Genomic DNA, 24,105 nt, shown 5'->3' with positions numbered 1-24,105 from the left:
ATTAAATAAGTTAATGAAAATTTAAGAGTTAATATGATTAAGGCGTAAAAGGTTTAAACAGTTTTAGAAACATATTCAAAAAAATAAATAAAAAAACAAAATGAAAAAGCAGAAAATGTTTGATATAATTTAGGGTTACAGCAGAAATTATAGCAAGCTAGGGAGGGTGAAGCATGAAGAAAAAGTTAATAAAGGTTGTATTAGCTACGATATTGGTTTTTGCAATGAATGTAACAGTTTTCGCAGCAGGAAGTGCGGTAGCAAAAATCATAGAAGATGCGAGAGGAATTGATGATGCTAATGTAATCGGAAAAGACGGGGTTAAGATTGATAAAATTGTCAATGATATTACGAATCTAGAAGCTCTTAAAGCACTTGAAAGCGAAGCAGAAGATATAAATAATAGATTAGAAAAACAAAATATTGCGGTTGTAGATAGTTTTAAATTGGATATTTCAGCGGAAGGACAAGGACAGATAACAATTAAGTTGGGTATGGATTATGCCAATAAAATTGTAATTGTGTCTCATTATAGCAAAGAAGGATATTGGACACGACAGATTCTTAAAGTTAGTAAAGATGGTACAATTTCACCAAGTTTTAATAGCTTTTCTCCTATTTTTATAACAGCTACAGATTATGAAGGAACAATAGCTTCTTTTATTAGGAGTACAGGAATAGCTAAAACGGAAAAAGATGTAGAAGTAAAATCAAATAACTCAGAGAGTGTAATTGATACAGATAATAAAATAAAAAGCACGACAAAAACAGGAAATAGCACTAATAACAGTGTGGGTAGCTCAACAAGCACAAAGAAGACAACAGTTTCTTCTTCAGGTTCATCAGGAGTAGTAAAGAGGAGTGTTTCTTCTAGTGGAGGAGCAAAAGGAAAGGGAAAATCTCCTAATACTGATGATGGTTATGGAATAGTTTGGTTGCTTTCACTTATTATAATGTGTTCTGCTATAACAATAGTTTTTTCAGATAAAAAAGAGCAGTAAAAAAATATTAAAAGATGGGTGAAGGATGTTGTCTCACTCATCTTTGTTTTTTATTTATAGAAATCAGTATATTTAAAGAAATTTATTTTACGGAAACAAAACTTTAGTTATGAAAAAACATCAGGAGGTCTATAAATGTCAGGTGAAAAAGATGATAAAAAAGTAGTAAAGAAGAATAAACGTACAAAAAAAATAAAAAATAAATTATTATTAATGATTATGCCAACAGTTTGTTTGTCATTGATTATTTTGGTTGCAATATCTGCATATTTAACTAATATTAACATGACAAATATGGCAGTATCGCAATTAGAGGCTTCTGTGGATAGTCAAGGTGATGATATTGAAAGTTGGCTAAAAAAGAATCTAGAGTATTTTTCAACAGTTAAAAAAATCATTGAGACTTTAAAACCAGACGATGAATTGATGAAAAAAATCATATACGGAACAAAAGGAATGAATAGTGATTCAGCTAATGGTATGTATATGAACACTGCTGATGGAAAAGTATACAGTTCAGTAAAAAAAGTAGAAGCCGGTCAAAAATTAAAAGATACAATGTGGTATAAGGAAGGTATTACCCGTGTAAATATGGGGTATGGAGAAGTATATAATAATGCAGAGGGAATAGCAATTATCAGTGCAACAGGTATAATTGATGATGGTTCCGGTGAAACTAAAGTAATAGGTTCAGATGTTTCTTTAAACAAAATATCCATTATTGTAAATTCGAAAGTTAAAATGGATGGCGCTTATGCTTTCTTGGTTGATAAAGAAACAAAAACTATTTTAGCAGATAAAGATAATGATATTGTTTCAAAGAATTTAGGTGAAGTGACTTCGAATAAAGAATTATATTCTAATGTTTCTAAAAAAATAGATTCTGAGGATTATTCTATGTTTACAATAAATAACCAATTGGTTTGTTGTAGAGAAATATCTGGAACTGATTGGCTATTGGTATCGTATATAGACAAAGGCATTATCTTAAAAGATGCATATAGAATGATGAATATACAAATTATAGTAGGTATTGTAGCAACAATTGTAATAATCATATTTATTAGAGTAGTAGTTGGTAAAGTTATTGCACCTATTTCTATAATTGCTGATAGTGTAACTAAAATGTCATCTGGTGATTTTACAGTCAATGTAGAAAGTAAGAGTAACGATGAAATAGGATTGATGAGTGAAAAAGTTGCTATATTCATTGATGTAATGAGAGAGATGATTAATAATATCAATAAAGAGGCTATAAAACTAAGCTCCGATTCGGAAAATAGTAGCAGAGTTTCAATTGCTATGAATGACGCAGCACAGAATCAGGCAGAAGCAATGAAGAATTTGAATAATACAGTTGATCAGCTTGCAGTTGCAGTAAATGAGATTGCTGAAAATGCAACAACACTTGCAATGGTTGTAGCAGATACAAGAGATAATTCAGATAAAGCAAATCAAAGTATGAAGGATACAGTTGAGATTTCAAAAAATGGTCGAGAAGAAATGGAAAGATTAAATGTTGCTATGTCTGATATAAAAGCTGCAAATAATGAATTAGTAAAATCAATAAACGATGTTGGAACAGCATCAGAAGAAATAACAAAGATTGTTGGATTTATTGCTGAAATTGCAGAAGAGACAAATCTCTTATCACTTAATGCGTCAATAGAGGCGGCTCGCGCAGGTGAAGCAGGAAAAGGTTTTGCAGTAGTTGCAAGTGAAATTGGGAATTTAGCAAATAATAGTTCTGAAAGTGCAGAAAATATTGCTCATTTAATTGAAAAAATAAGAGAATTGATTGATAAAGTAGTACATCAGGCAGATGTTAGTGCAGAACAAATTGATGAAAACTCTAAGTCAATTGATAGTGCAGTTAAGACTTTTGGCAATATTTATGAAAATATTCAAAGTTCAAATACAATGATAGATGAAGTTATTAGAAATATTCAAAAGGTTGAAGAGGTTGCAACTAATGTAGCAGCAATTTCAGAAGAACAGGCGGCTAGTACAGATGAAATCTTAGATACTTCTACTAATATGGTTAAGCAGGCAAATAATATTACAGAAAGTAGCCAAGAGGTTGCGGTAAATGCAGAAGAACTAGCAAAAACCTCTGAGAATTTAACAGAATATGTTAATAAGTTTAAAATTTAGGAGGTGTACTATGAAGACTAGTAAAAAGATTTTTAGTTTAATATTATGCGTAGTTTTGGCATTGTCGAATCTTTCTGGATGTAGTCTATTTGGGAAAAGCGAAAGTACATCTAGTAATGGAAAGTATATGTTGATTATGTCTAAACAAGATACATTTCTTACTTTGTTGAAAGAAGAAATAGAAAAAGAAGCAAAAAATAAAGGAATTACTTTAGATTTTGTTGATACAGGTGAGCAGGTAATTGATCAGGTTAGAGCTTGCAAAAAAGCAAAAGATGAAAACTATAAAGCTATTATTTGTCAAGCATATGATGCTGATACAGCACGTCAACTTGAAATAGCTGCCGGTGATGTACCTATTGTTTTTATTAATAAAAGGATAGATGAAAAATTTTTAAAAGAAGATAAATATATTTATGTTGGTTCAAGAGATTCAGAGGCAGGAAAAATGCAGGCAGAATATGTTTATGAGAAATTGGGGAAACCAAGTGAGATTAATGCTGTTATTCTTAAAGGAAGTAGCGGAATTGTAACAGAGTATAGAACTTTAGGTATAAAGCAGTATTTCCAAGAGAAGAACGTAAAAGTAAACTACATTTTTGAGGATTCAGCTAACTGGAAAACGGATATAGCCTCAAATTATGTTCAGATTGCGATAAATACAAAGCAAAAGATAGATTGTGTTTTTGCAAATAATGATCTTATGGCGCTTGGCGCAGTTGAAGCTTTAGAAAAAAATGGATATGATCTTTCGAAAACTCCTGTTACTGGAGTTGATGCAACAGTAGAAGCATGTCAATCAATTGTTGATGGAAAGATGCAATTTACAGTTTTACAGTCGGCTGAGAATATTGCAAAAGATGTAATACAAGCAGCTGTAATTATAGGCAATGGAAAAAGTATAAAGGATTTAGAACACAACTCTAATCAGATATATTTATTTGTTCCATTTGAAAAAGTGGATAAAGAAGGAGCAAAGAGCAGAATTAAGTAAATGATGAAAATTATATCTAAAGAATGACTAAAATAATAAGAAAAGAATTTAGAAATAAAAAACAATTAAAAAAATAATAAAAAACAATTAAAAATTTAGAGCCAGAATTTATCTAAATTGTAAAAAGTAAAAAATTAATTAAATAGTATAAATCTCCGATAAATTTTATAGGATATATAAAGGAGAGAGGTTATGCTAGAAGGATTTATTGATATTCATTGTCATATTTTACATGGGGTAGATGATGGCTCTAAAAATTTGGAAATGTCTGAAAAAATGATCCAAATTGCATTAGACGATGGGATAATTGGTTTAGTTTTAACACCACATATAAGGGCACCACGTTTTATGTTGGCAAATGAAATAGTATGGGAAAAATTTGATGAATTAAGAGAAGATATAAGAAAAAAATATCCACAAATTCATCTTTATCTAGGAGGAGAGTTCTATTATTATTCATCTATTCTAGAAGATTCACCACAGATGATAAGAACAATAAATGAAACGGATTATGTTCTAGTAGAATTTTCGCCTGTGATTGCTTATGATGACATGTTGCGAGCTTTTCAAAAGCTTAAAGCAAATGGATATGAAGTGATTTTGGCACATCTAGAGCGTTACGAAGTATTGCGCAAAAATATCGATAATGTTGAACATATAAAAGATATGGGAATTGTCTTACAGATGAATGCTAACACGATAGTTACACCGTTCGATAGAGAACATAAAAAGTTTATGAAAAGAATAATAAAAGATGAGCTAGTCGATTTAGTAGCAACAGATGCACATGATTTAGACACAAGAAAACCATGTTTAAGTAAAGCAGCATCTTATGTGACAAAAAAAACAAGTGATGAGTATGCAAATGCCATTTTTGTAGAAAATCAGTTGAAGATATTGAAGGGAAAAAGAATAATATAGAAAAAAGAATATTCTACTAGAAAAGAGATAGTGAAAAAGATTATGTTTGTTTGCTGAGGAGGAGATAGCGTGAGTGGTCGTAATGATACAAATATACAAAATGATCAGGTTGAAGATGCAATTGATATAGCGGAAATATTTTATATTTTATGGTCGCATTTTTTGTTAGTACTTACAATGGTTATAATTTTTGCAACTGCGGCTTTTTTTGCAACACAGTTTTTTGTAGAGCCACAGTATACATCTGAAACAGGTGTGTATGTTTTGACGAAACAGGATCAACATACAGTTACAACTTCAGATTTAACAGCTGGTAACCAATTGACAAGTGATTATGCAGAGCTTGTGACATCACGTCCGGTTCTCGAAAAAACGATAGAAAATGTTGGACTTACAAATATGACAACAGACGAATTAAAGAAAAGAATATCGGTTTACACACCGGATAATACTCGTATTTTGAAAATAAGAGTAACATATAATAATCCACAAATAGCGAGAGATTTAGCTAATACTCTAAGAAAAGAAGTATCAAATCAAATTGTAGATGTTATGAATATTGATGCTGTAAATACGGTTGAAAAAGCAAGTTTGCCAACTAAACCTTCTTCGCCTAATATTGTAAAAAACTCAATTTTAGGTGGAGTTGTTGGATTTTTTGTTATATCAATAATAATAGTAATCGTTAATAAATTAGATGATACAGTAAAAACACCAGAGGATGTAGAAAACCTAATTGGCGTAACAGTGCTTGCGTCTATTCCGCTTGCGGAAATTGAAAAGGAATCAAAAAGAAAAAAGAAAAAAAATAAAAAGAAAAAGGGAAATAAAAATGATGAATTTGGTACAAAGGGGAGCTTAGCATGAGAGAGATAACTATTGAATATGTTAAGGATGAAAAAGATTTTAGAACAAATGAAGCATATAAGACATTAAGGACTAATATAGAATTTGCTGGTGATATAAATAAAACAATTGTAATTACAAGTTGTACACCAGGCGAAGGAAAAAGTAGTGTCGCTATGGGGCTTGCAGTGACTTTGACAGAAGCAGGCAAAAATGTTGCTTTTATAGATGCAGATCTTAGAAAATCAGTTATAGCAGGACGTTATAATGTAAAAGGCAACGTAAAGGGATTAACACATTTGCTTGCAGGACGCGCGTCAATTACTGAAGTTTTATTCAGAACGAATATTGGTGGCTTGCACGTTATTTTTTCGGGATTAGTGCCACCTAATCCATCAGAATTATTGAGTGGCAAAAGATTTGAACAGTTGGTTGCATTTTTAAGAGAGCATTATGATTATGTAATTGTTGATGCTCCTCCTATCGGCAGTGTGATCGATGCAGCAGTTATTGCAAAAAAATGTGATGCAGCAGTAATTGTTGTACAACAGGGGAAAGTTAGTCATAAATTTATTTTACAGGCAAAAAATCAAATTGAAAAAACAGGATGTAATATTTTGGGTGTAGTACTAAATAAAGTAACTTTCGAAGGTAATAAATATTATGGAAAATACTATGGAAAGTATTATGGCAATTATTACGGTGCAGAAGGAGAGTAGTTTTTGGCATAGGCGAGGTGTGATGATATGGTAAAACAAGTGATTACAAGAAGTAGTGTAAGTCCAAGAATTGATGAGAATGTAGAGGAACATTTAGAAAATCATTTAGATAAACATATAAAAACGACATATTTGATTATGAAAAGAATTTTAGATATTATTTTCTCACTTTTGGCACTTGTTTTATTATGTCCAATTTTTTTAATAATTATTTGTTGCATAAAAATAGATTCGAAAGGACCAGCTTTTTTTAAACAAAAGAGGATAGGAAAAAACAAAAAAGAATTTTACATTTTAAAATTTAGAACTATGAGAATTGAAACACCGCAATATATACCAACAGATAAATTAAATACATCTAATAATTATATTACAAGAGTTGGTCATTTTTTAAGGGGGAGCAGTTTAGACGAGCTGCCACAGTTTGTAAATATTTTAAAAGGAGATATGACGCTGATTGGACCAAGACCAGCGCTATATAATCAATATGATCTTATAAATGAAAGAGACAAATATCATGTAAATGAGATTAAACCGGGGCTGACAGGATGGGCACAGGTTAATGGAAGAGATAGATTGTCAACAAAAGAAAAGGCAAAATTAGATGGTGAATATTATTTGAAATATGGAGTTATTATAGATTTGAAGTGTTTTTTTAAGACGTTTTATACAGTAATTATGAGGGATGGATATGTTGAAGGCGCGGAGAGCGTGAAGGTAGAACCAAGTAAAAATAACGTTAAACGGAGGTCTATAAATGAAACGAGTACTAATGGTGTCAACAGCAGCATCGATGATAGAGCAGTTTAATTTGCCAAACATTAAATTATTAAAAAAAATAGGATATGAAGTTGATGTAGCATGTAATTTTGAAGAGGGAAATACTTGTACATCTGATATTATAAATGATTTAAAAACAAAACTTGAAGAATTAGGGGTTAGATATTTTCAAATAGATTTTTCAAGAAAATCAAAAAATTTTAAACAACATAAGATAGCACGTAAGCAACTTGCAGAATTGTTAGATAATAATAAATATTGTTTTATTCATACGCACACACCTGTAGCAAGTGCCCTCGTAAGATTAGAAGCAAAAAAAAGAAATATAAAAGTAATCTATACAGCGCATGGTTATAGTTTCGAATATGGCGATGAGGTGCATCAAGAGAAAATTTCGGGAAGTTGGATGTTTTTTAAAATTGAAAAATATTTAAGCAAATATACAGATACGATTATAAATATTAATGAAGAAGATTATAAGCTTTCAAAAGATAAATTTAAACCACAACATATAGAGTATATTCATGGTGTAGGAGTAGATGTTAAAGGAATTGATAAGATTAAAGTAGATTTAAATAAAAAAAGATCAAGCTTGGGCGTACATGAGGATGAGCTAATTTTTTTGTCTGTTGGAGAGTTAAGAAGTAGTAAAAATCATATAAGGGTAATAGAGGCATTGGGCTCATTGAAATATGAGTTAAAATTTAAATATTTTATTTGTGGAATAGGAGATCAGGAAGAAGTATTAAAAGATTATATTAAGCAACAGGAGTTAGATGGAAAAGTCATCCTGCTAGGTTATAGAACCGATATTATAGAATTGTGTAAAACATGTGATTTATTTATTTTCCCTTCATTAAGAGAAGGCTTGCCTGTTTCACTTATGGAAGCAATGGCATGTGATGTGCCAATAATTTGTAGCAATGTCAGAGGAAATGTTGATTTGATTAAAGATTCTCGGTTTTATTTTAACCCTTTATCATATCTTGATATAAAAAAAGCAATATTAACAGCGGTAGATTTATCGAAGGAAGAGTATAGAATGTATTTAAAGAAAAATTATGAGACTGTTAAAAACTGTGATATCAATGAAATAAATAAGAAAATGGAAGAGATTTATAATAGAGTCGGAGAATCAATAAACGAGTAGTGATTTTAAGCCGATAGAAATTGTAGAAGATACTACGAGTGTTCTATAAAGGGGTGGCCTAGATGAAAAAAACAAATATTACGACAAAAGATATTATTTTTTTCCAGGATTTATTGCACAAATCCATTATTGATAGGTACGTTGAAAAAGGTGCGATTCCTGTTTTGATTGATTCTGAACGGGAAACTCTAAATATGGATCCTATTTCGCTTGAATATGCTTTTAAAAAGTATGAAACAGCGAAAACTGTAATAGTGGCCAATCTTTATGGAACTCAAGGATATATCAAGAGGTTAAAAAAGATTTGTAACGATAATAAAGCTGTTTTAGTTGAAATAGCGAAAGAAGACATAGAAAACTCGAGCGATTCGAAGAGTAAATTTAATAATATAGAGGATTATATGCAAAAAAAAGAAAAAATCTATAACAGGTATAAAGATGCGTTTAAAGAGTTACCATTAGAAGTTAATCCTCATTCAGAAGAAATGAAAGCAAGATTTTGGAATAGCTTTATAAGAATAGATTCAGAAACGGTCTATGGTTTGAGTCAAGATTTCAAGCAGGTTACACCTGAGATGATAAGAAAGGAACTTGAAAAAAACAACTTTATTGCTAAACCAATTATTGTGCCACTTCATTTGACTGAAAAATATAGGGACTGTGAGTTTGTTGCACTATTCAAATTTGCCGAACATTTCTACGAAGTAGATAGGTCTGTTAGCACGGATGCTTATACATGTTGCCTAAGTCTACCAAGTGATGTTGAACTAAAGGAAGAGAAACAAAATGAAATAATAGATATCATTCGTAGGATGTTTGTTAAACAAACTATAAAGTTCTAGTAAATGCCAAGGAGGGTGTTTAGATGAACATTTTATTTACAAGTGTCGGCAGAAGAGTCGAATTAATAAGATCATATAAAGAGGCAGCGAGAAATATAGGGGTTCCTGTGACCATAATAGGTACGGATATTACCAATTCAGCACCAGCGCTGTCTTTTTGTGATAGATCATTTTTGACTTCGAAAGTTGAAGATGAAGGTTATATTGATGAAATAATTGAAATATGTAAAAATAATAGTGTGAAATTAGTGATTCCACTAAGAGAAGATGGGATATATATCTTTAGTGAAAATAGAGATTTGTTTTCCGATATCGGAGTAAAACTATTTATATCTAGTAAAGAAATGATAGAAATATGTAAAGATAAATCAAAAACAGCTATGTTTTTTGCAACATGTAAGTTAAGATATCCGACGGTTACGGAAAATGCTGAACGCTATAAAGGTCCATTTCCATGTTTCATAAAAAAGAGAAATAGAGATAACGATAATATAGGTTATAAAGTGGAAACAAAGGCTGAATTACTTGCTTTTGCAGATGAAATGGAAGACTATATTATTAGACCTTTTATTGAAGGAATAGAATATTCAGTTGACGTTTTTTGTGATTTTGAAGGAAATCCAATATATATAACACCGAGGGAAAGAATAAGTGTTAGAGAAAAAGAAGTTGTAAAAAGTAGAATAGTTCAAGATGAAAAAATAATAACAGAAAGTAAAATTATAATTAATAGATTTAAGCCAGTTGGCCCGATTTCAATTCATCTTATTAGAAAAGAAGGAACGAAAGAAGATTATTTTATCAAAATAATTCCTGGTTATAGCAGTGGTGTTCCTCATTCGATTAGAGCTGGAGCAGATTCTTCAACAGCAGCAATAATGATGCTTCTAGGAAAGAAGATGGGATACAAGGAAATGGCTGCAAGAGACAAAATCGGTTATAGCAGGTATGAAGATAGCGTTTGTACATATGGAAACGGAATTTATCATATAGATAAACTAGATATGATATTTGAACATGCTAATGGAATTAAAGTTGTTATTTTTGATTTAGATAATACTTTATATAGAGAAAGAGATTTCATAAAAAGTGGGTGTGCAGCAGTTGCCCAACAGGCTACTATGATTTTTAAGGAAGCAGTTTATACGCAGGTTTATGAGGATTTGGTATATGATACATTAGAAAAGAAACCTGCAATAATGAATCTAGTAAAGCACTTTGCAGCTGGACTACCACAGAAACGACAGTTCGATTTGACGCAATTGTTTTTAAATACATATAGGAACCATGATCCTAAAATTGGAATGACTCAAGATACTAAAGATGTATTAGATGCACTAAAAAAACGTGGAATTTCAATTGGAATTGTAACTGATGGCAGAAGTGAGGTTCAAAGAAAAAAATTAGTAAAGCTTGGATTAATGGATGATAGCAGAATCTCTGAAATAGTTATGACGGATGAGTTAGCTGGTAAAAATGGTAATCCGGCTATCTTTAGAAAACCAAATCCGTTGGCTTTTGAAATTTTAAAATTACGTTTTGAAGTTCCATATCATTGTATGATTTTTGTTGGAGCAAATATTCAAAAAGATTTTGAAACACCTCAAAGACTTGGAATGAGATGTCTTCATTATAATAACTTAAAAGAAAATATATTTAGTAAAAATGCGATGGATGCTATTCTAAGCATAAGGGTATAGGAATAGTTTGGGATAGTAGGCAGGCTTTTGACAAAAGTCAAAAACGTTAAGCATAGGGAGGGATGATGCTATGAAGATTTTGCACATTCTTGATTCAAATACATTTGCAGGGGTGGAAAATGTTATAGTGACAATAATTGCATATTTTTGCCGACACGATATTGCAGAATCAGTTTACCTTTCTCCAAGAGGAGATATAGAAGAAAAACTAAAAAAATATGGTGTGGATTATTATGGAGTAGACGTTTTGAGCAAAGATACATTAAAGACCGCAATTGATATTTTAAAACCAGATATAATACATACCCACGATTATAAATCAGCTGTTTTGGCAAGCAAAATAAAGTGCAATGCGAAGCTAATAATTCATATGCATCAAAATCCAAATTATTTGAAAAGACTATGCCACAGTTCAATATCTTTATTTTTGGCATGCAGAAAAGCTTGTAAAGTTTTAACAGTTACTGATGAAATTGAAGAAGATTTCATTTTTTCAAAATTTATAGAAGACAAGATTTATAATATTGGAGAGCCGATAAATGTTAGCAGAATTAGAAGGCTATCGAATGAGAGTTTTAGTTATGAAGGAATGTCTGATTTAAATGAAAAATATATATTTGATACAATTTTTGTGGGAAGGCTTTCTGATGAAAAAAATCCGATTTTACTTGCGGATATAATAAATTCATTATGTTTAGAAATGCCAAACATAAGGATTGCGGTTGTAGGAGATGGAGATGCAAGAGATAAGTTATTTGCTAGAATAGAGGATTATTTTTTAGAAAAAAATGTACTATATTTTGGAAGCATAGACAATCCGTATCCACTGATAAAAAAATCCAAATCATTTATAATCCCTTCGAGGGAAGAAGGATATGGAATAGCGGCAGCAGAAGCAATGATTCTTAGAGTGCCTGTAGTTTGTAGTGGAACTGGAGGGTTGGCAAAATTTGTAAATGATAAGTGTGGGAAGGTTTGCGGTTTTGTAAAAGATTCATATGTTGCAGAAGTGTATAGACTTGCGATTGACGATATTTATCATTTTAAAAAAGTTAAAGCCACAGAAAAACGTAGTATCTATTTAGATAATATAAAAGAATATTATCATTATATAACGAATGTTTACGATAAAATAAAGTTAGAGGAAGTGCTTTGGTATATGAAAAATAATGTTGCAAAATAAAAGAGGGTGAGAATAATTGGTGAGAGTTTTGCATGTGTTAAATGGACTCGGAAGTGGTGGCGCAGAAAAAATTATAATGGATTGGTATAGAAATATAGATAAAGACAAAGTTCAGTTTGATTTTTTAATACGATCAAATGAATGTATTTATGGTGAAGAAATTGAAAAAATGGGAGGGAAAATTTATTTTACATCGAGTTTTCCTAGGCACGTTATTAAGAATTACTTTGAAACTAAAAAAATATTTAAAGAAAACAAGTATGATGTTGTACATGTGCACGGCAATGCTTTGATTTATATGAGAGGAATAATTGAGGCAAAAAAAAATAAAGTTCCAATACGAATAATGCATAGTCACAACACATCAGCAAGGCGCAAAATCTATACAATAGTGCATTGGATAAATAGACATCGGCTAAAAAGATATGCTAATGTTTTTTTGGCGTGTTCAAACGAGGCTGGAAGTTGGATGTTTGGTAAAAAGAAATTTCAGGTTATTAATAATGGTATAAGGCAAGAAAATTTTCTTTATTCAGAAAAAAAGAGAAAAGAAAGCAGAAAAAATTTTAATTTCAAAGAAGAACTAGTAATAGGGAATGTTGGAAAATTTTTGCCAGCAAAGAATCATTTTTTTATGTTGGATATTTTTTCGGAAGTGTTAAAAAGAAAAGATAAAGCAGTTTTGTTATTGGTTGGAGAAGGTGGTAACCTCGAGTATGAGATTAAAAACAAAGTAAGAGAAAAGAATCTGTTAAATAATGTTATTTTTTTAGGATATAGAAGTGATGTTGGTTACGTAGAGCAGGCAATGGATGTTTTTTTGTTTCCATCTAAATATGAAGGAATGCCGATTTCTCTTGTAGAAGCACAATTCGAAGGGTTACCATGTGTTACAAGTGATTCGGTTTCTAAAGAATCTGATATAAGCGAAAATATTTGGTATTGTTCATTACAAAGTTCCGCAAAAGAATGGGCGGATGTAGTGCTTAAAGCGGCCGAAAAATGTCCGCATCATACAAATACTTTAAAAGAAGTTGCATATAAATATAATATAGAAAGAATTACCAAACAATTAGAAGAAATTTACAAAAAAAAATATACTAGATAAATATCAATTCTAGAAAACAGGATAGTTTATGAGGGGGAAAGGGAATGGAGTTTTCAGAACAGGATTCGTTGCTTTTATATTATGCAGTCTTTTCATTCTCTGTTTTTATGAGTTTTATCTATCAAAAAAAATATCAGTTAAAATCAACTAGAGAAAATGTTACTAGAGGGATGAAAAGAAAAAGCTTTAGTATGCCAATATTCATAATTGCACCGGTTGTTGCATTGCAAACGTTAAGGTATAGAGTTGGTACTGATTATTACGCATATGAAGTTTTGTATAAAAGTTTAACTAATGAAAAAAATAAAATTGTATATAATCAATATGTAAATGAACCATTGTATATTTACGAATCTCGATTGGTTAAAATGATTTTTAATGATGTTTGGGGTTTTTTCTTTTTAAATGCATTAATAGAAGCTGTTCTGATTTTTGTGATTTTTAATCATTATAAGGAAAAAATCAGTATGCCAATAGCGTATGTTTTGTTCTATAGCATGTTATATCCAACCTTTTTTAACATGGAAAGACAGGCTCTAGCATTGGTGATAGCATGGTTAGGAATGATTTTTTTTGAAAAAAAAGAATATGTAAAATATGTTTTAGTGATTTTGATTGCAATGGGATTTCATAATTCAGCTATAGTTTTTTTAATAGTTGGAATATTTTGTCGCATGGAGTCATTAATTAGATTTATAAGAAAATATGCTGGAATTTTTTGGTTTATAATAGCTGGCGCATTGATTTTTATGTATTATCAGGGCAAGATGGTTTTACAGTGGATAATACAAAACTTCAGCTGGTTAAGTAAATATAAATTATATCTGGCAAATGGAAGTACAAGAATGAGCATATCCTATATGTTAATTATTTTAATGACGATTCCGTGTATTGTATATATAAAGAATTTAAAAAATAATGAAAAATTTTCAAGGTTTTATGTAGTATGTTTTTTGACACAGGTATTTTTTTTGATAATGAGTTGTTCCGTTAATATTGGAAATAGATTATTTTTGTATTTTGAAAACTCTCAAATTATTTTAATTTCAATGCTTTGTAAATCAGTCACAGAAGGTAATAGAAAGTTTTTATCAATTGCTTATATTTTATTTGGAATTGTTTTCTTTTATAGTATGTACTATAATTCAAGAAATTCAGAAATTTTTCCATATAGATTGATATTAGAAAGATTTACAACGTGGCATTAGAAAAGTAGAAACATTATCTTTTAGGAGGATATATTATGAAAATAAAAGTTTCAATCGTTATTCCAATTTATAACCATGCAAAAACATTAAAGAGAGCCATTTTAAGCTGTATTAATCAGACATACAAAAACATCGAAATTATATTAATTAATGATGGTTCTACTGATGAAACAGGGAAAATATGTGAAAACGCAGTAAGAAAAGAGCCTCGTGTGAAGTATTATGTAAAAGGAAATGGTGGGGTATCTGATGCTAGAAACTTTGGAATTGAGCATGCTTCGGGAGATTATATTTCTTTTTTAGATGCAGATGATTCCTTAAGAAAAGATGCAATTGAAAATATGTTAAAAGAAATTGAAGATATAGATTTTTTGCCTGATTTGATAGTAGGTGGATATGTTAAACGAGATGGTAAAACAGGTAAAATAATAGAAAAGTGTTTGATAGAACATAAATTGATAACAGTAGATATTCCAAAGGTTCTTTTAAATGACAAACAGTTATTAGTATACAAAAGTGCGTGCGCAAAGCTATATAAATTTAACATAATAAAGGAAAAAGGTATACGTTTTGAAGAAGATGTAACTTTTGGAGAAGATGCATTTTTTAATCTGAAGTTCTTAGAATACACACAAAGCATAGTTCAAATCAACAAATATATGTATAATTATTATGAGAAAAACACATTAGAAAAAGTAAAAAGATATAAAATGGATGATGTTGAAAATATGTGGCATTTGAGCGAAGTTTTATATAATAAAAGAGTCAGATTGTTTAAACGTACTAACTGTTATGAAAAATATCAGCATAAAGTTGATATTCTTTATTTAGAACGCATCAGATTCTTTTTAAACATGACAATATCAAATAAAGCAAGCAGGAAAGAAGTGACAAAAAAATTAGAGCAGATTCCATTTGAAAGTGACATTATTTTTTCAAATATAAAAATGGATGAGGTTCAAAATATTCAGGATAAGATAGTTTTACTAGGTATATTGCTAAAAAGCAAAGAGTTTCTGTACAATTGTTTCAAATGTAAAGTTTGGGTTGGTGAAAAGTTAAAGGAGTATATTGCAAACAAAAGTTAGCTTTGCTATAATAAAAGTTGTGCTTAAAATTAAATGACTAAAAGAGCAATAATATTTTAGTAAGAGTTTAAAAGGAGATTAACATGGGTAAGTATTTTGGAACAGATGGTTTTAGAGGCGAAGCTAACACAGTATTAACAGCAGAACATGCTTTTAAAATCGGTCGTTATTTAGGTTGGTATTACAATCAAAATAGCAAAGGTAGAATTGTTATTGGTAAAGATACTAGACGTAGTAGTTATATGTATGAGTACGCTTTAGTTGCAGGTATTACTGCTTCAGGTTCAGATGCATTTTTATTACATGTAACAACAACTCCAAGTGTTGCTTACGTTGTTAGAACAGAAAATTTTGATTGTGGTATTATGGTATCAGCTAGTCACAACCCATATTCTGACAACGGAATTAAGGTTTTAGATGGAAACGGACATAAAATTTCGGCTGAAGTTGAATTGGCTATGGAAAAATATATTGATGGTGAAATCGATGAACTTCCATATGCAAAAATGGATAAAATTGGTGTTGCTAAAGATTATGCAATTGGAAGAAATCGTTATATTGGATATTTAATTTCACTTGCAACTCGTTCATATGATGGAATGAAAGTAGGATTAGATTGTTCTAACGGTAGTACATTTAATCTTGCTAAAAACGTATTTGATGCACTTGGTGCTAAAACATATGCAATTGGATGCGATCCAGATGGAACTAATATAAATAAAAACTGTGGTTCAACACACATTGAAGCATTACAACAACTTGTAAAAGAGAAAAACTTAGATGTTGGTTTTGCATTTGATGGTGATGCAGATCGTTGTATTGCTGTTGATGAAAATGGAAATGAGATTCACGGTGATTATATTCTTTACGTTTGTGGAAAATACCTTAAACAATGTGGCAAGTTACAGGGAAATACTGTAGTTGCAACAGTTATGTCTAACATGGGATTATTCAAAGCATTAGATACAGAAGGTATTGAATACTGTAAAACATCAGTAGGTGATAAATACGTTAATGAAGCTATGGTAGCTAATGGATATGTACTAGGTGGAGAGCAGTCAGGACACGTTATTTTCAGTAAACATGCTACAACAGGTGATGGTATATTAACAGCACTTATGTTAATGGAAGTTATTCTTGAAACAAGAGAATCACTTGGTAAATTAGCATCAGGAATGCGTATGTATCCACAATTATTAAAGAATGTTCGCGTAGCAGATAAGAAAGTTATCATGGAGAACGAACAAGTTAAAGCATTAGATAAACAAATTGCTGAAGAACTTGGAGAAAGAGGAAGAATTCTTCTTCGTGAAAGTGGTACAGAACCAGTTATTCGTGTAATGGTTGAAGCTGAAACAGATGAACTTTGTGAGAAATATGTTGGAAAAATGGTAGATTTAATTGAAACATTAATCTAATATTCAATTTAAGATATTTAAATACGAAATACGCTTGATTTTATAAATTGGATTAACGAAGTAGTTTATAGAAGACTGCTAGTTAATCCAATTTTTTTATAATTTTTGTCAATACCAAAATATCGCATAACAATAATCATTAAAAATAATAAAAACAAAAATATATGCAAAAAACTAGCGTATAATAGAGTTATATTGTAAAATGAAAAGGCGAAACAAATTTTTTTGCATAAAAATAAATATTATTTGATATAACAAAGAGGTAAAACAATGAGTGAAAAAAAATATGAAATATTAGTGGCAGAGGATGATGCCGACATAGTTGAACTTATGGTATTATATCTTGAAAACTCTAATTATAATGTGTTGAAAGCTTCTGATGGAGTTGAAGCATATGAAGTTTTAAAAACAAATAATGTAGATTTAGCTATAGTTGATATTATGATGCCAAAGATGAATGGTTATGAGTTAATTAAAAAAATTCGTGAAACAAGCAATATTCCAATAATCATCGTTTCTGCAAAAAATAGTGATAGTGATAAGATACTTGGGCTAGACTTAGGTGCAGATGATTATGTCGTTAAGCCTTTTAATACGCTAGAATTGGTTTCTCGGGTTAATTCAAATTTACGTCGTTTTTACGACTTTAATGATAATAAAGGTCGTGAATCAGAAATTTTGAAAGTTGGAGAATTAGAACTTGATACTAATAATCTCATTTTGAAAAAAAATAAAAATGAGATAGAACTAACCCCAACAGAATATAAAATAGTATCGTTACTTATGAAAAAGCCTGGACGAGTATTTACAAAAGTTCAAATATATGAAAATGTAAAGGGCGAATATTTTGAGGCGGATGATAACACTATAATGGTCCATATTTCAAAAATTCGTGAAAAAATAGAAGAAGACAGTCATAATCCAAAATATATAAAAACAGTAAGAGGGTTAGGATATAAAATTGAAAATATTAAGTAAAAAAGTCAAGGAAAGAATATTATTATTATTAAAAATAAAAAAAATAGAGTACCTAGATCGAAAAAGAGTAATAAGTGATAGTTTGTATTTTTTGATTATGAAAAACTTTTTCCTGTTTTTCGTAGTGGTAGCATGCTTGATAGGTGTAACATATTTTGTTTCTTCTAGCATTGAAGGACAGATAGAAAATCAGAATATTGTAGAATACAGTGTCCAAAAGGTAGAGAATAAGCTTAAAAGTGGGAGATATCGTGATATAAATTTATCCAGAGCAGTCGGAAAAAATGGATACTTTGAAATTCTCGATGAGAAAGGAAAGTGTTTATACTCAAGTGGTGATCGTCAAAAAAATTATACGCTTGATTCAATAGAATATATACCGGATATTTCGGTTGATACGTTTGTACAGCTTGCCTATACAGTTAAAGACAACAAGAAGTTATTAGTTATTTCTTTGTATGAGGCTGAATATAAGGATGATGGTAAATATCAGGGCGATAAGCTAAAAATAATAATGGTTCTCGATGAAAAAAGAAATGTTGTTTTTTCTAACCGTGATCAAAATGGAAAAAACAAGCTTTCAGAACGTGAATATAAATTGTTATGTACAGGATATGACAAAGGCGCTTATTTACAAAAATATAAGTTTATTAATCAGTATGGTGATACAAGATATATGATTGTTCATATTAGCAGAGGACATAGAGTAAAAGCCCGTAATATGTTTTATGTATACATTGTTACAGTTGCAATTATGGGAATTATTTTTATAGGTTTATTATTGTCGTTTAGTTTTTCAATGAGGAAAAATGTAGAAAAACCAATTAGTTTGATAAGTAAAGCTATGAGAAAGGTTGAAAAAGGCGAAAGTTATAATCCTGTAGAATATTATGGTGCTCAAGAATTTGTGGATATGTGCGAATCCTTTAACAGTATGGCACAAAAGCTTAAAACTAGTGAACAAGAGCGAAAACGAATAGAAGAGCAAAAACAAAAAATGTTAGCAGATATATCGCATGATCTTAAGACACCAATCACAGTAATTGCAGGGTATACAAAGGCGTTAGCGGACGGAATGGTGCCAAAAGATAAACAGGACAAATATCTTGAGGCGATAAATAATAAGGCAGAGTTATTAAGTGGATTGATTAATTCTTTCTACGAATATTCAAAATTGGAACATCCAGATTACAATATAGTTGTGACAGAAGACGATATTTGTGAATATTTAAGAGAATATATTGCTGCAAAATATAATGAATTTGAAATATTAGGAATAGATATTCAAATTGATATTCCAGAAATTGAAGTAATGGCTGAATTTGATACAACAAGCTTAAAACGTGTCTTTGAGAATATTATAACAAATGCTATTAAACATAACAAAAAAGGAACGTGTTTGTACGTATGCCTATATGAGATGGGAGAAAACATAAAAATAATTCTTGCAGATAATGGAAATGGAGTTCCAGAACATTTAAAAGATACTATTTTTAATCCATTTGTTGTAGGCGATGAATCAAGAAATAGCAAACAAGGAACAGGACTAGGTCTTTCTATTGCTCAAAAAATAGTTGAGCAACATCAAGGTACAATAAAATTGGTTGATGAAGAAAATGTTGAATGGAAAACAGTTTTTGAAATAGTGATACCTAAAAAACATAAAAAACTATAAAGAATAATAACTATAATAAAAAAAGCATAAATAATAACAGTAACAACAATAATAAATATAATATCAAAAAGAAAAAAGAAAAAAGAAATAAGAAATAAGAAATAAAAAACCACCTTCATAGAGGATGACTTAATCAATCTAACTCAAACGATATATATTTCTCTTAAAGTAGATTGAGAAAACATCATATGAAGGTGGTTTATGTTATTATTTAAACTTAATTCTATAAATTTAATTGTTTAAACTTAATTGCTTAAACTTAATTATTTAAACTTAATTCTATAAATTTAATGCGTTGAATAAATAATATGAAATATTAGTTGAATTTAAAAGTATCTTTTAAACCTAACCATTTTGTATCTTTTTCGCTTAGGTTAAGTGGAGTACCATCTTCTAATGTATATCCTTCACCTGAAGCTGTTCCTTTGTATTCACCCTTTAATTGTGGCCATTCAATACCGATTTCAGGATCATTCCAAGCCATTCCGCCTTCATCACCTGGGTGATAGAAGTCAGTTACTTTATAGCAGAATTCAGCAACATCAGATAAAACTAAGAATCCGTGAGCAAATCCTTCAGGAATATAGAATTGTTTTTTGTTTTCTTCAGAAAGTTCTACACCATACCATTTACCATATGTTTTAGAATCACTTCTTAAATCAACAGCAACATCGAATACATTACCACGTACAGCACGTACTAATTTACCTTGAGGAAATTGTTTTTGGAAGTGTAAACCACGTAAAACACCTTTTGTAGAAGATGACTGATTGTCCTGAACGAAAACCATATCAAGACCAGCTTCGTGCATATCGTTCTGGTTATATGTTTCCATGAAATATCCTCTAGCGTCACCGTGTACAGCAGGAGTAATTACGCATAATCCTTCGATTCCACCAACATTTTTTTCAACTTTAATCTGTCCCATTTTATAATCCTTCTTTCTATATAAATCTTAATTAAAGTATATATAAACTATATTATATATAAATCATAAAAAATGAAAATAATTAGTCTAAGTTATCAAAATCTAATTCGCTTATATAACGTTTTACAGCATCTTGCCAACTTGGAAGTGGATTGAAACCGTTTTCAACAAGTTTTGATTTATCAAGACGGCTGTTAAAAGGTCTTGCTGCCTTAGAAACACCGTATTCTTCAGTAGTAACTGGTTTTACTTCAATTTTATCAGTTGAATATTCTGAGTGGCCTAATTCAACAGCCTGACGGAAGATTTCTTTTGTAAAATCAAACCAGCTGATGTATCCAGCTTTGCATCCTTCTTTAGTAAATGCATCATTATCATTGATTAATAATTCAGCTTCTTTAGAAGTAGCAGGTTTACCTTCTTTAGTAACTTCTGAGTTAGTTGCATGATAGTAGCCATATTTATCAGTAGCAATCATGTCACATAATAAAACAGCTAAATCATAAGTGTAAGTTGGAGTACCAATCTGATCGCTAACAACAGTTAATTTATCGTGGTTCTTTCCAACTCTAAGCATTGTTTTGATAAAGTTCTTTCCGTTTCTACCAAATACCCATGCAATACGAACGATGAAATATTTGCTAAGATTTTCAGAAACAGCAAGTTCACCATCAAGTTTTGTTTGTCCGTAAACGTTAAGAGGTGCATATTCTTTACAATCTGGAGTCCAAGGAGTTAATCCCTGACCATTAAATACATAATCTGTTGAGATATACATAAATTTGCAACCAGATTCTTTTGCACTATCTAATTTTTTTACAGCATTAACAAGGTTTAAAGTTCCAATAGAGTTAACCATTTTAACTTTGTCTTTTTTATCTTCATCTTCAGCTAAATCAACGGCTGTCCATGCAGCACAGTGAACGACAGCATCGACATCTTCTCTAAGAAGAGTCTCTTCGACTGCTTTAGCATCAGTAATATCTAATGAAACATATTTTGCTGTTGTCACAGCAGAACCATCAGCAACTCCACAATAAGCTGGAGCAATATCAGAACCGATGCAAACATAATCTGTTCCATTTTCTTTATTACGTTTGTATAATTCATTAACAACATCATGACCTAATTGGCCACAAACACCTGTAACAAGAATCTTCATTGTAATCTCCTTTAAAAATAATCTTAAAAAATAATCTTAAAAAATAATATAACGCATTATTAAAATTTTTCCCCACCATAAAAATATGGTGAGGAAGTAAAAAGCTAAAAAATATTAGCGATTTTTATACATTTTTTCGTAGTAGTTTTGGTATTCACCAGAAACAATTGGTTCCCACCAATCTTTATTATCTAAATACCATTGAATTGTCTTTTTGATACCGTCTTCGAATTTTGTTTCAGGTAACCAACCAAGTTCGTTGTGAATCTTAGTAGGATCGATAGCATAACGCATATCATGTCCTTTACGATCTGAAACGTGTGTAATTAATGATTCAGGTTTATCTAAAGCTTTGCAGATTAATTTAACGATATCGATGTTCTTCATTTCGTTGTGTCCACCAACATTGTATACTTCACCAACTTTACCTTTGTGGATGATTAAATCGATAGCTTTGCAGTGGTCTTCAACATATAACCAATCACGAACATTTAAACCTTCGCCATAAACAGGAAGCTGTTTGTCGTGTAATGCATTAATTACCATAAGTGGAATTAATTTTTCTGGGAAGTGGTATGGTCCGTAGTTGTTTGAACAACGGCTGATTGATACAGGAAGTCCATAAGTTCTGTGGTAAGCTAAAACTAATAAATCAGCTGCAGCTTTTGAAGAAGAGTATGGGCTTGATGTATGAATAGGTGTTGTCTCTGTGAAGAATAAGTCTGGTCTATCAAGTGGAAGATCACCATAAACTTCATCAGTAGATACCTGGTGATATCTCTGGATGCCATATTTACGACAAGCATCCATAAGTACAGATGTACCAATGATATTAGTGTCAAGGAATACCTGTGGGTTTTCGATAGAACGGTCAACATGGCTTTCAGCTGCAAAGTTTACAACCATGTCTGGGTGTTCTTCTTCGAATAATTTATATACTGCTTCACGATCTGTGATGCTAATTTTTACAAATCTAAAGTTTGGGTTGTCCATAACAGGCTCTAATGTAGAAAGGTTACCTGCATATGTAAGTGCGTCTAAACAGATAATTCTGTAATCTGGATATTTGTTTAACATGTGGAAAACAAAGTTACTTCCGATAAAACCAGCTCCACCAGTAACAATAATAGTCATTATAAAATCCTCCTGATAAAAAATTTATTAAAAAAAATAATAATTAAACTATAAAAATATCTCAATTAATGAGTTGTAAAAATTAATGAAGTGTATCAATGAATTTTCCGTTTAATACATCCATTAAATAACGTCCATATTGGTTTTTCTTTAAAACTTCATAGACTTTAAGAACATCTTCTCTTGTAATCCATCCATTTAAGTATGCAATCTCTTCAAGACAAGCAATTTTTCTATGCTGATGTGTTTCGATTGTTTTAATGAAGTTTGTAGCGTCTACAAGACTTTCATGTGTACCTGTATCAAGCCATGTAAATCCTTGACCAAGTAATTCAACGTTTAACTCATTGTTTTCAAGATAAATTCTATTAAGGTCAGTGATTTCTAACTCGCCACGAGCAGAAGGTTTAAGGCTTTTAGCGTACTCGATAACCTTGTTATCATAGAAGTATAAACCAGTTACACAGTAATTACTTTTTGGCTTTTCAGGTTTTTCTTCAATAGAAATAGCCTTACCCGACTCATTAAATTCAACGATACCAAATCTTTCAGGATCGTCAACGTAATATCCAAATACTGTAGCACCTTTACCGTTTTCAGCGTTATCTACAGCAGCTTTTAATCTTTGTTTTAAACCATGTCCAGAGAAAATGTTATCTCCAAGAACCATAGCAACACTATCATTGCCGATAAATTCCTCACCAATAATAAATGCTTGAGCTAATCCGTCTGGGCTAGGCTGTACAGCATAACTTAAATTTACACCAAATTGGCTACCATCTTTTAATAATTCTTTAAAACGTGGTGTATCCTGTGGTGTTGAAATGATTAAAATATCACGAATACCTGCATTCATAAGAACAGATAATGGATAATAAATCATTGGTTTGTCATAAATTGGTAGTAACTGTTTTGAAGTTACCATTGTTAATGGATAAAGGCGAGTGCCAGATCCACCTGCAAGAATAATTCCTTTCAATTGTCTTGCCTCCTAACGTTTATTATAAATATTTTAAATTCATGTTTAATGGAATTTAATCCATGTTTGTATTATAAAGGGTTACGTTACGTAATGTGCAAGTGTTTTGCATTAAAAATTATTTTTTGTTAAAAATA

At 30.6% G+C, this 24,105-nt stretch carries 21 protein-coding genes; 17 read left to right on the top strand and 4 right to left on the bottom strand.

The genetic code is table 11. From position 1 onward, the window contains the following. Positions 1-173 precede the first annotated feature (173 nt). From BLV79_RS07615 to BLV79_RS07535, 17 genes are all read left to right on the top strand, one after another. Entirely contained in the window at positions 174-1,001 is an 828-nt protein-coding gene (locus BLV79_RS07615) for a hypothetical protein (protein WP_074717734.1), read from the top strand. A 135-nt stretch (positions 1,002-1,136) separates the two neighbouring features. Beyond that, positions 1,137-3,155 (top strand): methyl-accepting chemotaxis protein, encoded by a 2,019-nt coding sequence (locus BLV79_RS07610; RefSeq protein WP_074717731.1) that lies wholly within the window; start codon positions 1,137-1,139, stop codon positions 3,153-3,155. A gap of 10 nt (positions 3,156-3,165) precedes the next feature. Continuing rightward, entirely contained in the window at positions 3,166-4,149 is a 984-nt protein-coding gene (locus BLV79_RS07605) for a substrate-binding domain-containing protein (protein WP_074717729.1), read from the top strand. Positions 4,150-4,341: 192 nt separating this feature from the next. Next, positions 4,342-5,070: a CpsB/CapC family capsule biosynthesis tyrosine phosphatase gene (locus BLV79_RS07600; RefSeq protein WP_074717725.1), complete on the top strand. Its 729-nt coding sequence runs from the start codon at positions 4,342-4,344 to the stop codon at positions 5,068-5,070. 69 nt (positions 5,071-5,139) lie between these two features. Continuing rightward, positions 5,140-5,937 (top strand): YveK family protein, encoded by a 798-nt coding sequence (locus BLV79_RS07595; protein ID WP_074717722.1) that lies wholly within the window; start codon positions 5,140-5,142, stop codon positions 5,935-5,937. Continuing rightward, positions 5,934-6,635: a CpsD/CapB family tyrosine-protein kinase gene (locus BLV79_RS07590; RefSeq protein WP_074717719.1), complete on the top strand. Its 702-nt coding sequence runs from the start codon at positions 5,934-5,936 to the stop codon at positions 6,633-6,635. The genes BLV79_RS07595 and BLV79_RS07590 overlap by 4 nt, the downstream gene beginning before the upstream one ends. Before the next feature lie 27 nt (positions 6,636-6,662). Further along, entirely contained in the window at positions 6,663-7,445 is a 783-nt protein-coding gene (locus BLV79_RS07585; protein WP_200795889.1) for a sugar transferase, read from the top strand. Further along, positions 7,393-8,565, top strand: coding sequence for a glycosyltransferase (locus tag BLV79_RS07580; RefSeq protein WP_074717717.1), 1,173 nt, complete (start codon positions 7,393-7,395; stop codon positions 8,563-8,565). Before BLV79_RS07585 ends, BLV79_RS07580 begins: the two co-directional genes overlap by 53 nt. 62 nt (positions 8,566-8,627) lie before the next feature. Beyond that, positions 8,628-9,407, top strand: a complete 780-nt coding sequence (locus tag BLV79_RS07575) for a DegT/DnrJ/EryC1/StrS family aminotransferase (RefSeq protein ID WP_074717714.1) — start codon at positions 8,628-8,630, stop codon at positions 9,405-9,407. A gap of 23 nt (positions 9,408-9,430) precedes the next feature. Then, positions 9,431-11,107 (top strand): HAD family hydrolase, encoded by a 1,677-nt coding sequence (locus BLV79_RS07570; protein WP_074717712.1) that lies wholly within the window; start codon positions 9,431-9,433, stop codon positions 11,105-11,107. 70 nt (positions 11,108-11,177) lie between these two features. Then, on the top strand, positions 11,178-12,290 hold the full coding sequence (locus BLV79_RS07565; protein WP_074717709.1) for a glycosyltransferase: 1,113 nt from the start codon (positions 11,178-11,180) through the stop codon (positions 12,288-12,290). A gap of 19 nt (positions 12,291-12,309) precedes the next feature. Further along, positions 12,310-13,398: a glycosyltransferase family 1 protein gene (locus BLV79_RS07560; protein WP_074717761.1), complete on the top strand. Its 1,089-nt coding sequence runs from the start codon at positions 12,310-12,312 to the stop codon at positions 13,396-13,398. A gap of 44 nt (positions 13,399-13,442) precedes the next feature. Further along, positions 13,443-14,606, top strand: a complete 1,164-nt coding sequence (locus tag BLV79_RS07555) for an EpsG family protein (protein WP_074717706.1) — start codon at positions 13,443-13,445, stop codon at positions 14,604-14,606. Positions 14,607-14,641: 35 nt separating this feature from the next. Beyond that, on the top strand, positions 14,642-15,694 hold the full coding sequence (locus BLV79_RS07550; protein WP_074717704.1) for a glycosyltransferase: 1,053 nt from the start codon (positions 14,642-14,644) through the stop codon (positions 15,692-15,694). An 83-nt stretch (positions 15,695-15,777) separates the two neighbouring features. After that, positions 15,778-17,112 carry a phosphoglucosamine mutase gene (gene glmM / locus BLV79_RS07545; RefSeq protein WP_074717701.1) on the top strand — a complete coding sequence of 445 codons (1,335 nt, stop codon included), beginning with the start codon at positions 15,778-15,780 and terminating at the stop codon, positions 17,110-17,112. Between the two features lie 270 nt (positions 17,113-17,382). Continuing rightward, a complete protein-coding gene (locus tag BLV79_RS07540; RefSeq protein WP_074717698.1) occupies positions 17,383-18,090 on the top strand; it encodes a response regulator transcription factor in 708 nt (235 codons plus the stop codon). 97 nt (positions 18,091-18,187) lie between these two features. Beyond that, complete coding sequence (locus tag BLV79_RS07535; RefSeq protein ID WP_143470231.1) at positions 18,188-19,765, top strand: HAMP domain-containing sensor histidine kinase; 1,578 nt, start codon at positions 18,188-18,190, stop codon at positions 19,763-19,765. A 316-nt stretch (positions 19,766-20,081) separates the two neighbouring features. Here the strand turns inward: BLV79_RS07535 and rfbC are convergent, their stop codons facing one another. The 4 genes from rfbC to rfbA form a co-directional block, all read right to left on the bottom strand. Then, positions 20,082-20,693, bottom strand: a complete 612-nt coding sequence (gene rfbC, locus BLV79_RS07530) for a dTDP-4-dehydrorhamnose 3,5-epimerase (RefSeq protein ID WP_074717694.1) — start codon at positions 20,691-20,693, stop codon at positions 20,082-20,084. Between the two features lie 82 nt (positions 20,694-20,775). Continuing rightward, complete coding sequence (locus BLV79_RS07525; protein ID WP_074717691.1) at positions 20,776-21,855, bottom strand: SDR family oxidoreductase; 1,080 nt, start codon at positions 21,853-21,855, stop codon at positions 20,776-20,778. 114 nt (positions 21,856-21,969) lie between these two features. Further along, a complete protein-coding gene (gene rfbB, locus BLV79_RS07520; RefSeq protein WP_074717689.1) occupies positions 21,970-22,989 on the bottom strand; it encodes a dTDP-glucose 4,6-dehydratase in 1,020 nt (339 codons plus the stop codon). Positions 22,990-23,071: 82 nt separating this feature from the next. Next, positions 23,072-23,968, bottom strand: coding sequence for a glucose-1-phosphate thymidylyltransferase RfbA (gene rfbA / locus BLV79_RS07515; protein WP_074717686.1), 897 nt, complete (start codon positions 23,966-23,968; stop codon positions 23,072-23,074). Positions 23,969-24,105: the final 137 nt, after the last annotated feature.

This window comes from Lachnobacterium bovis DSM 14045 (genome assembly GCF_900107245.1).
GTDB classification, from domain to species: Bacteria; Bacillota; Clostridia; order Lachnospirales; family Lachnospiraceae; genus Roseburia; species Roseburia bovis.
Note: the sequence above shows the minus strand (reverse complement) of the source record. Positions and strands in the feature narration are given on the sequence as shown.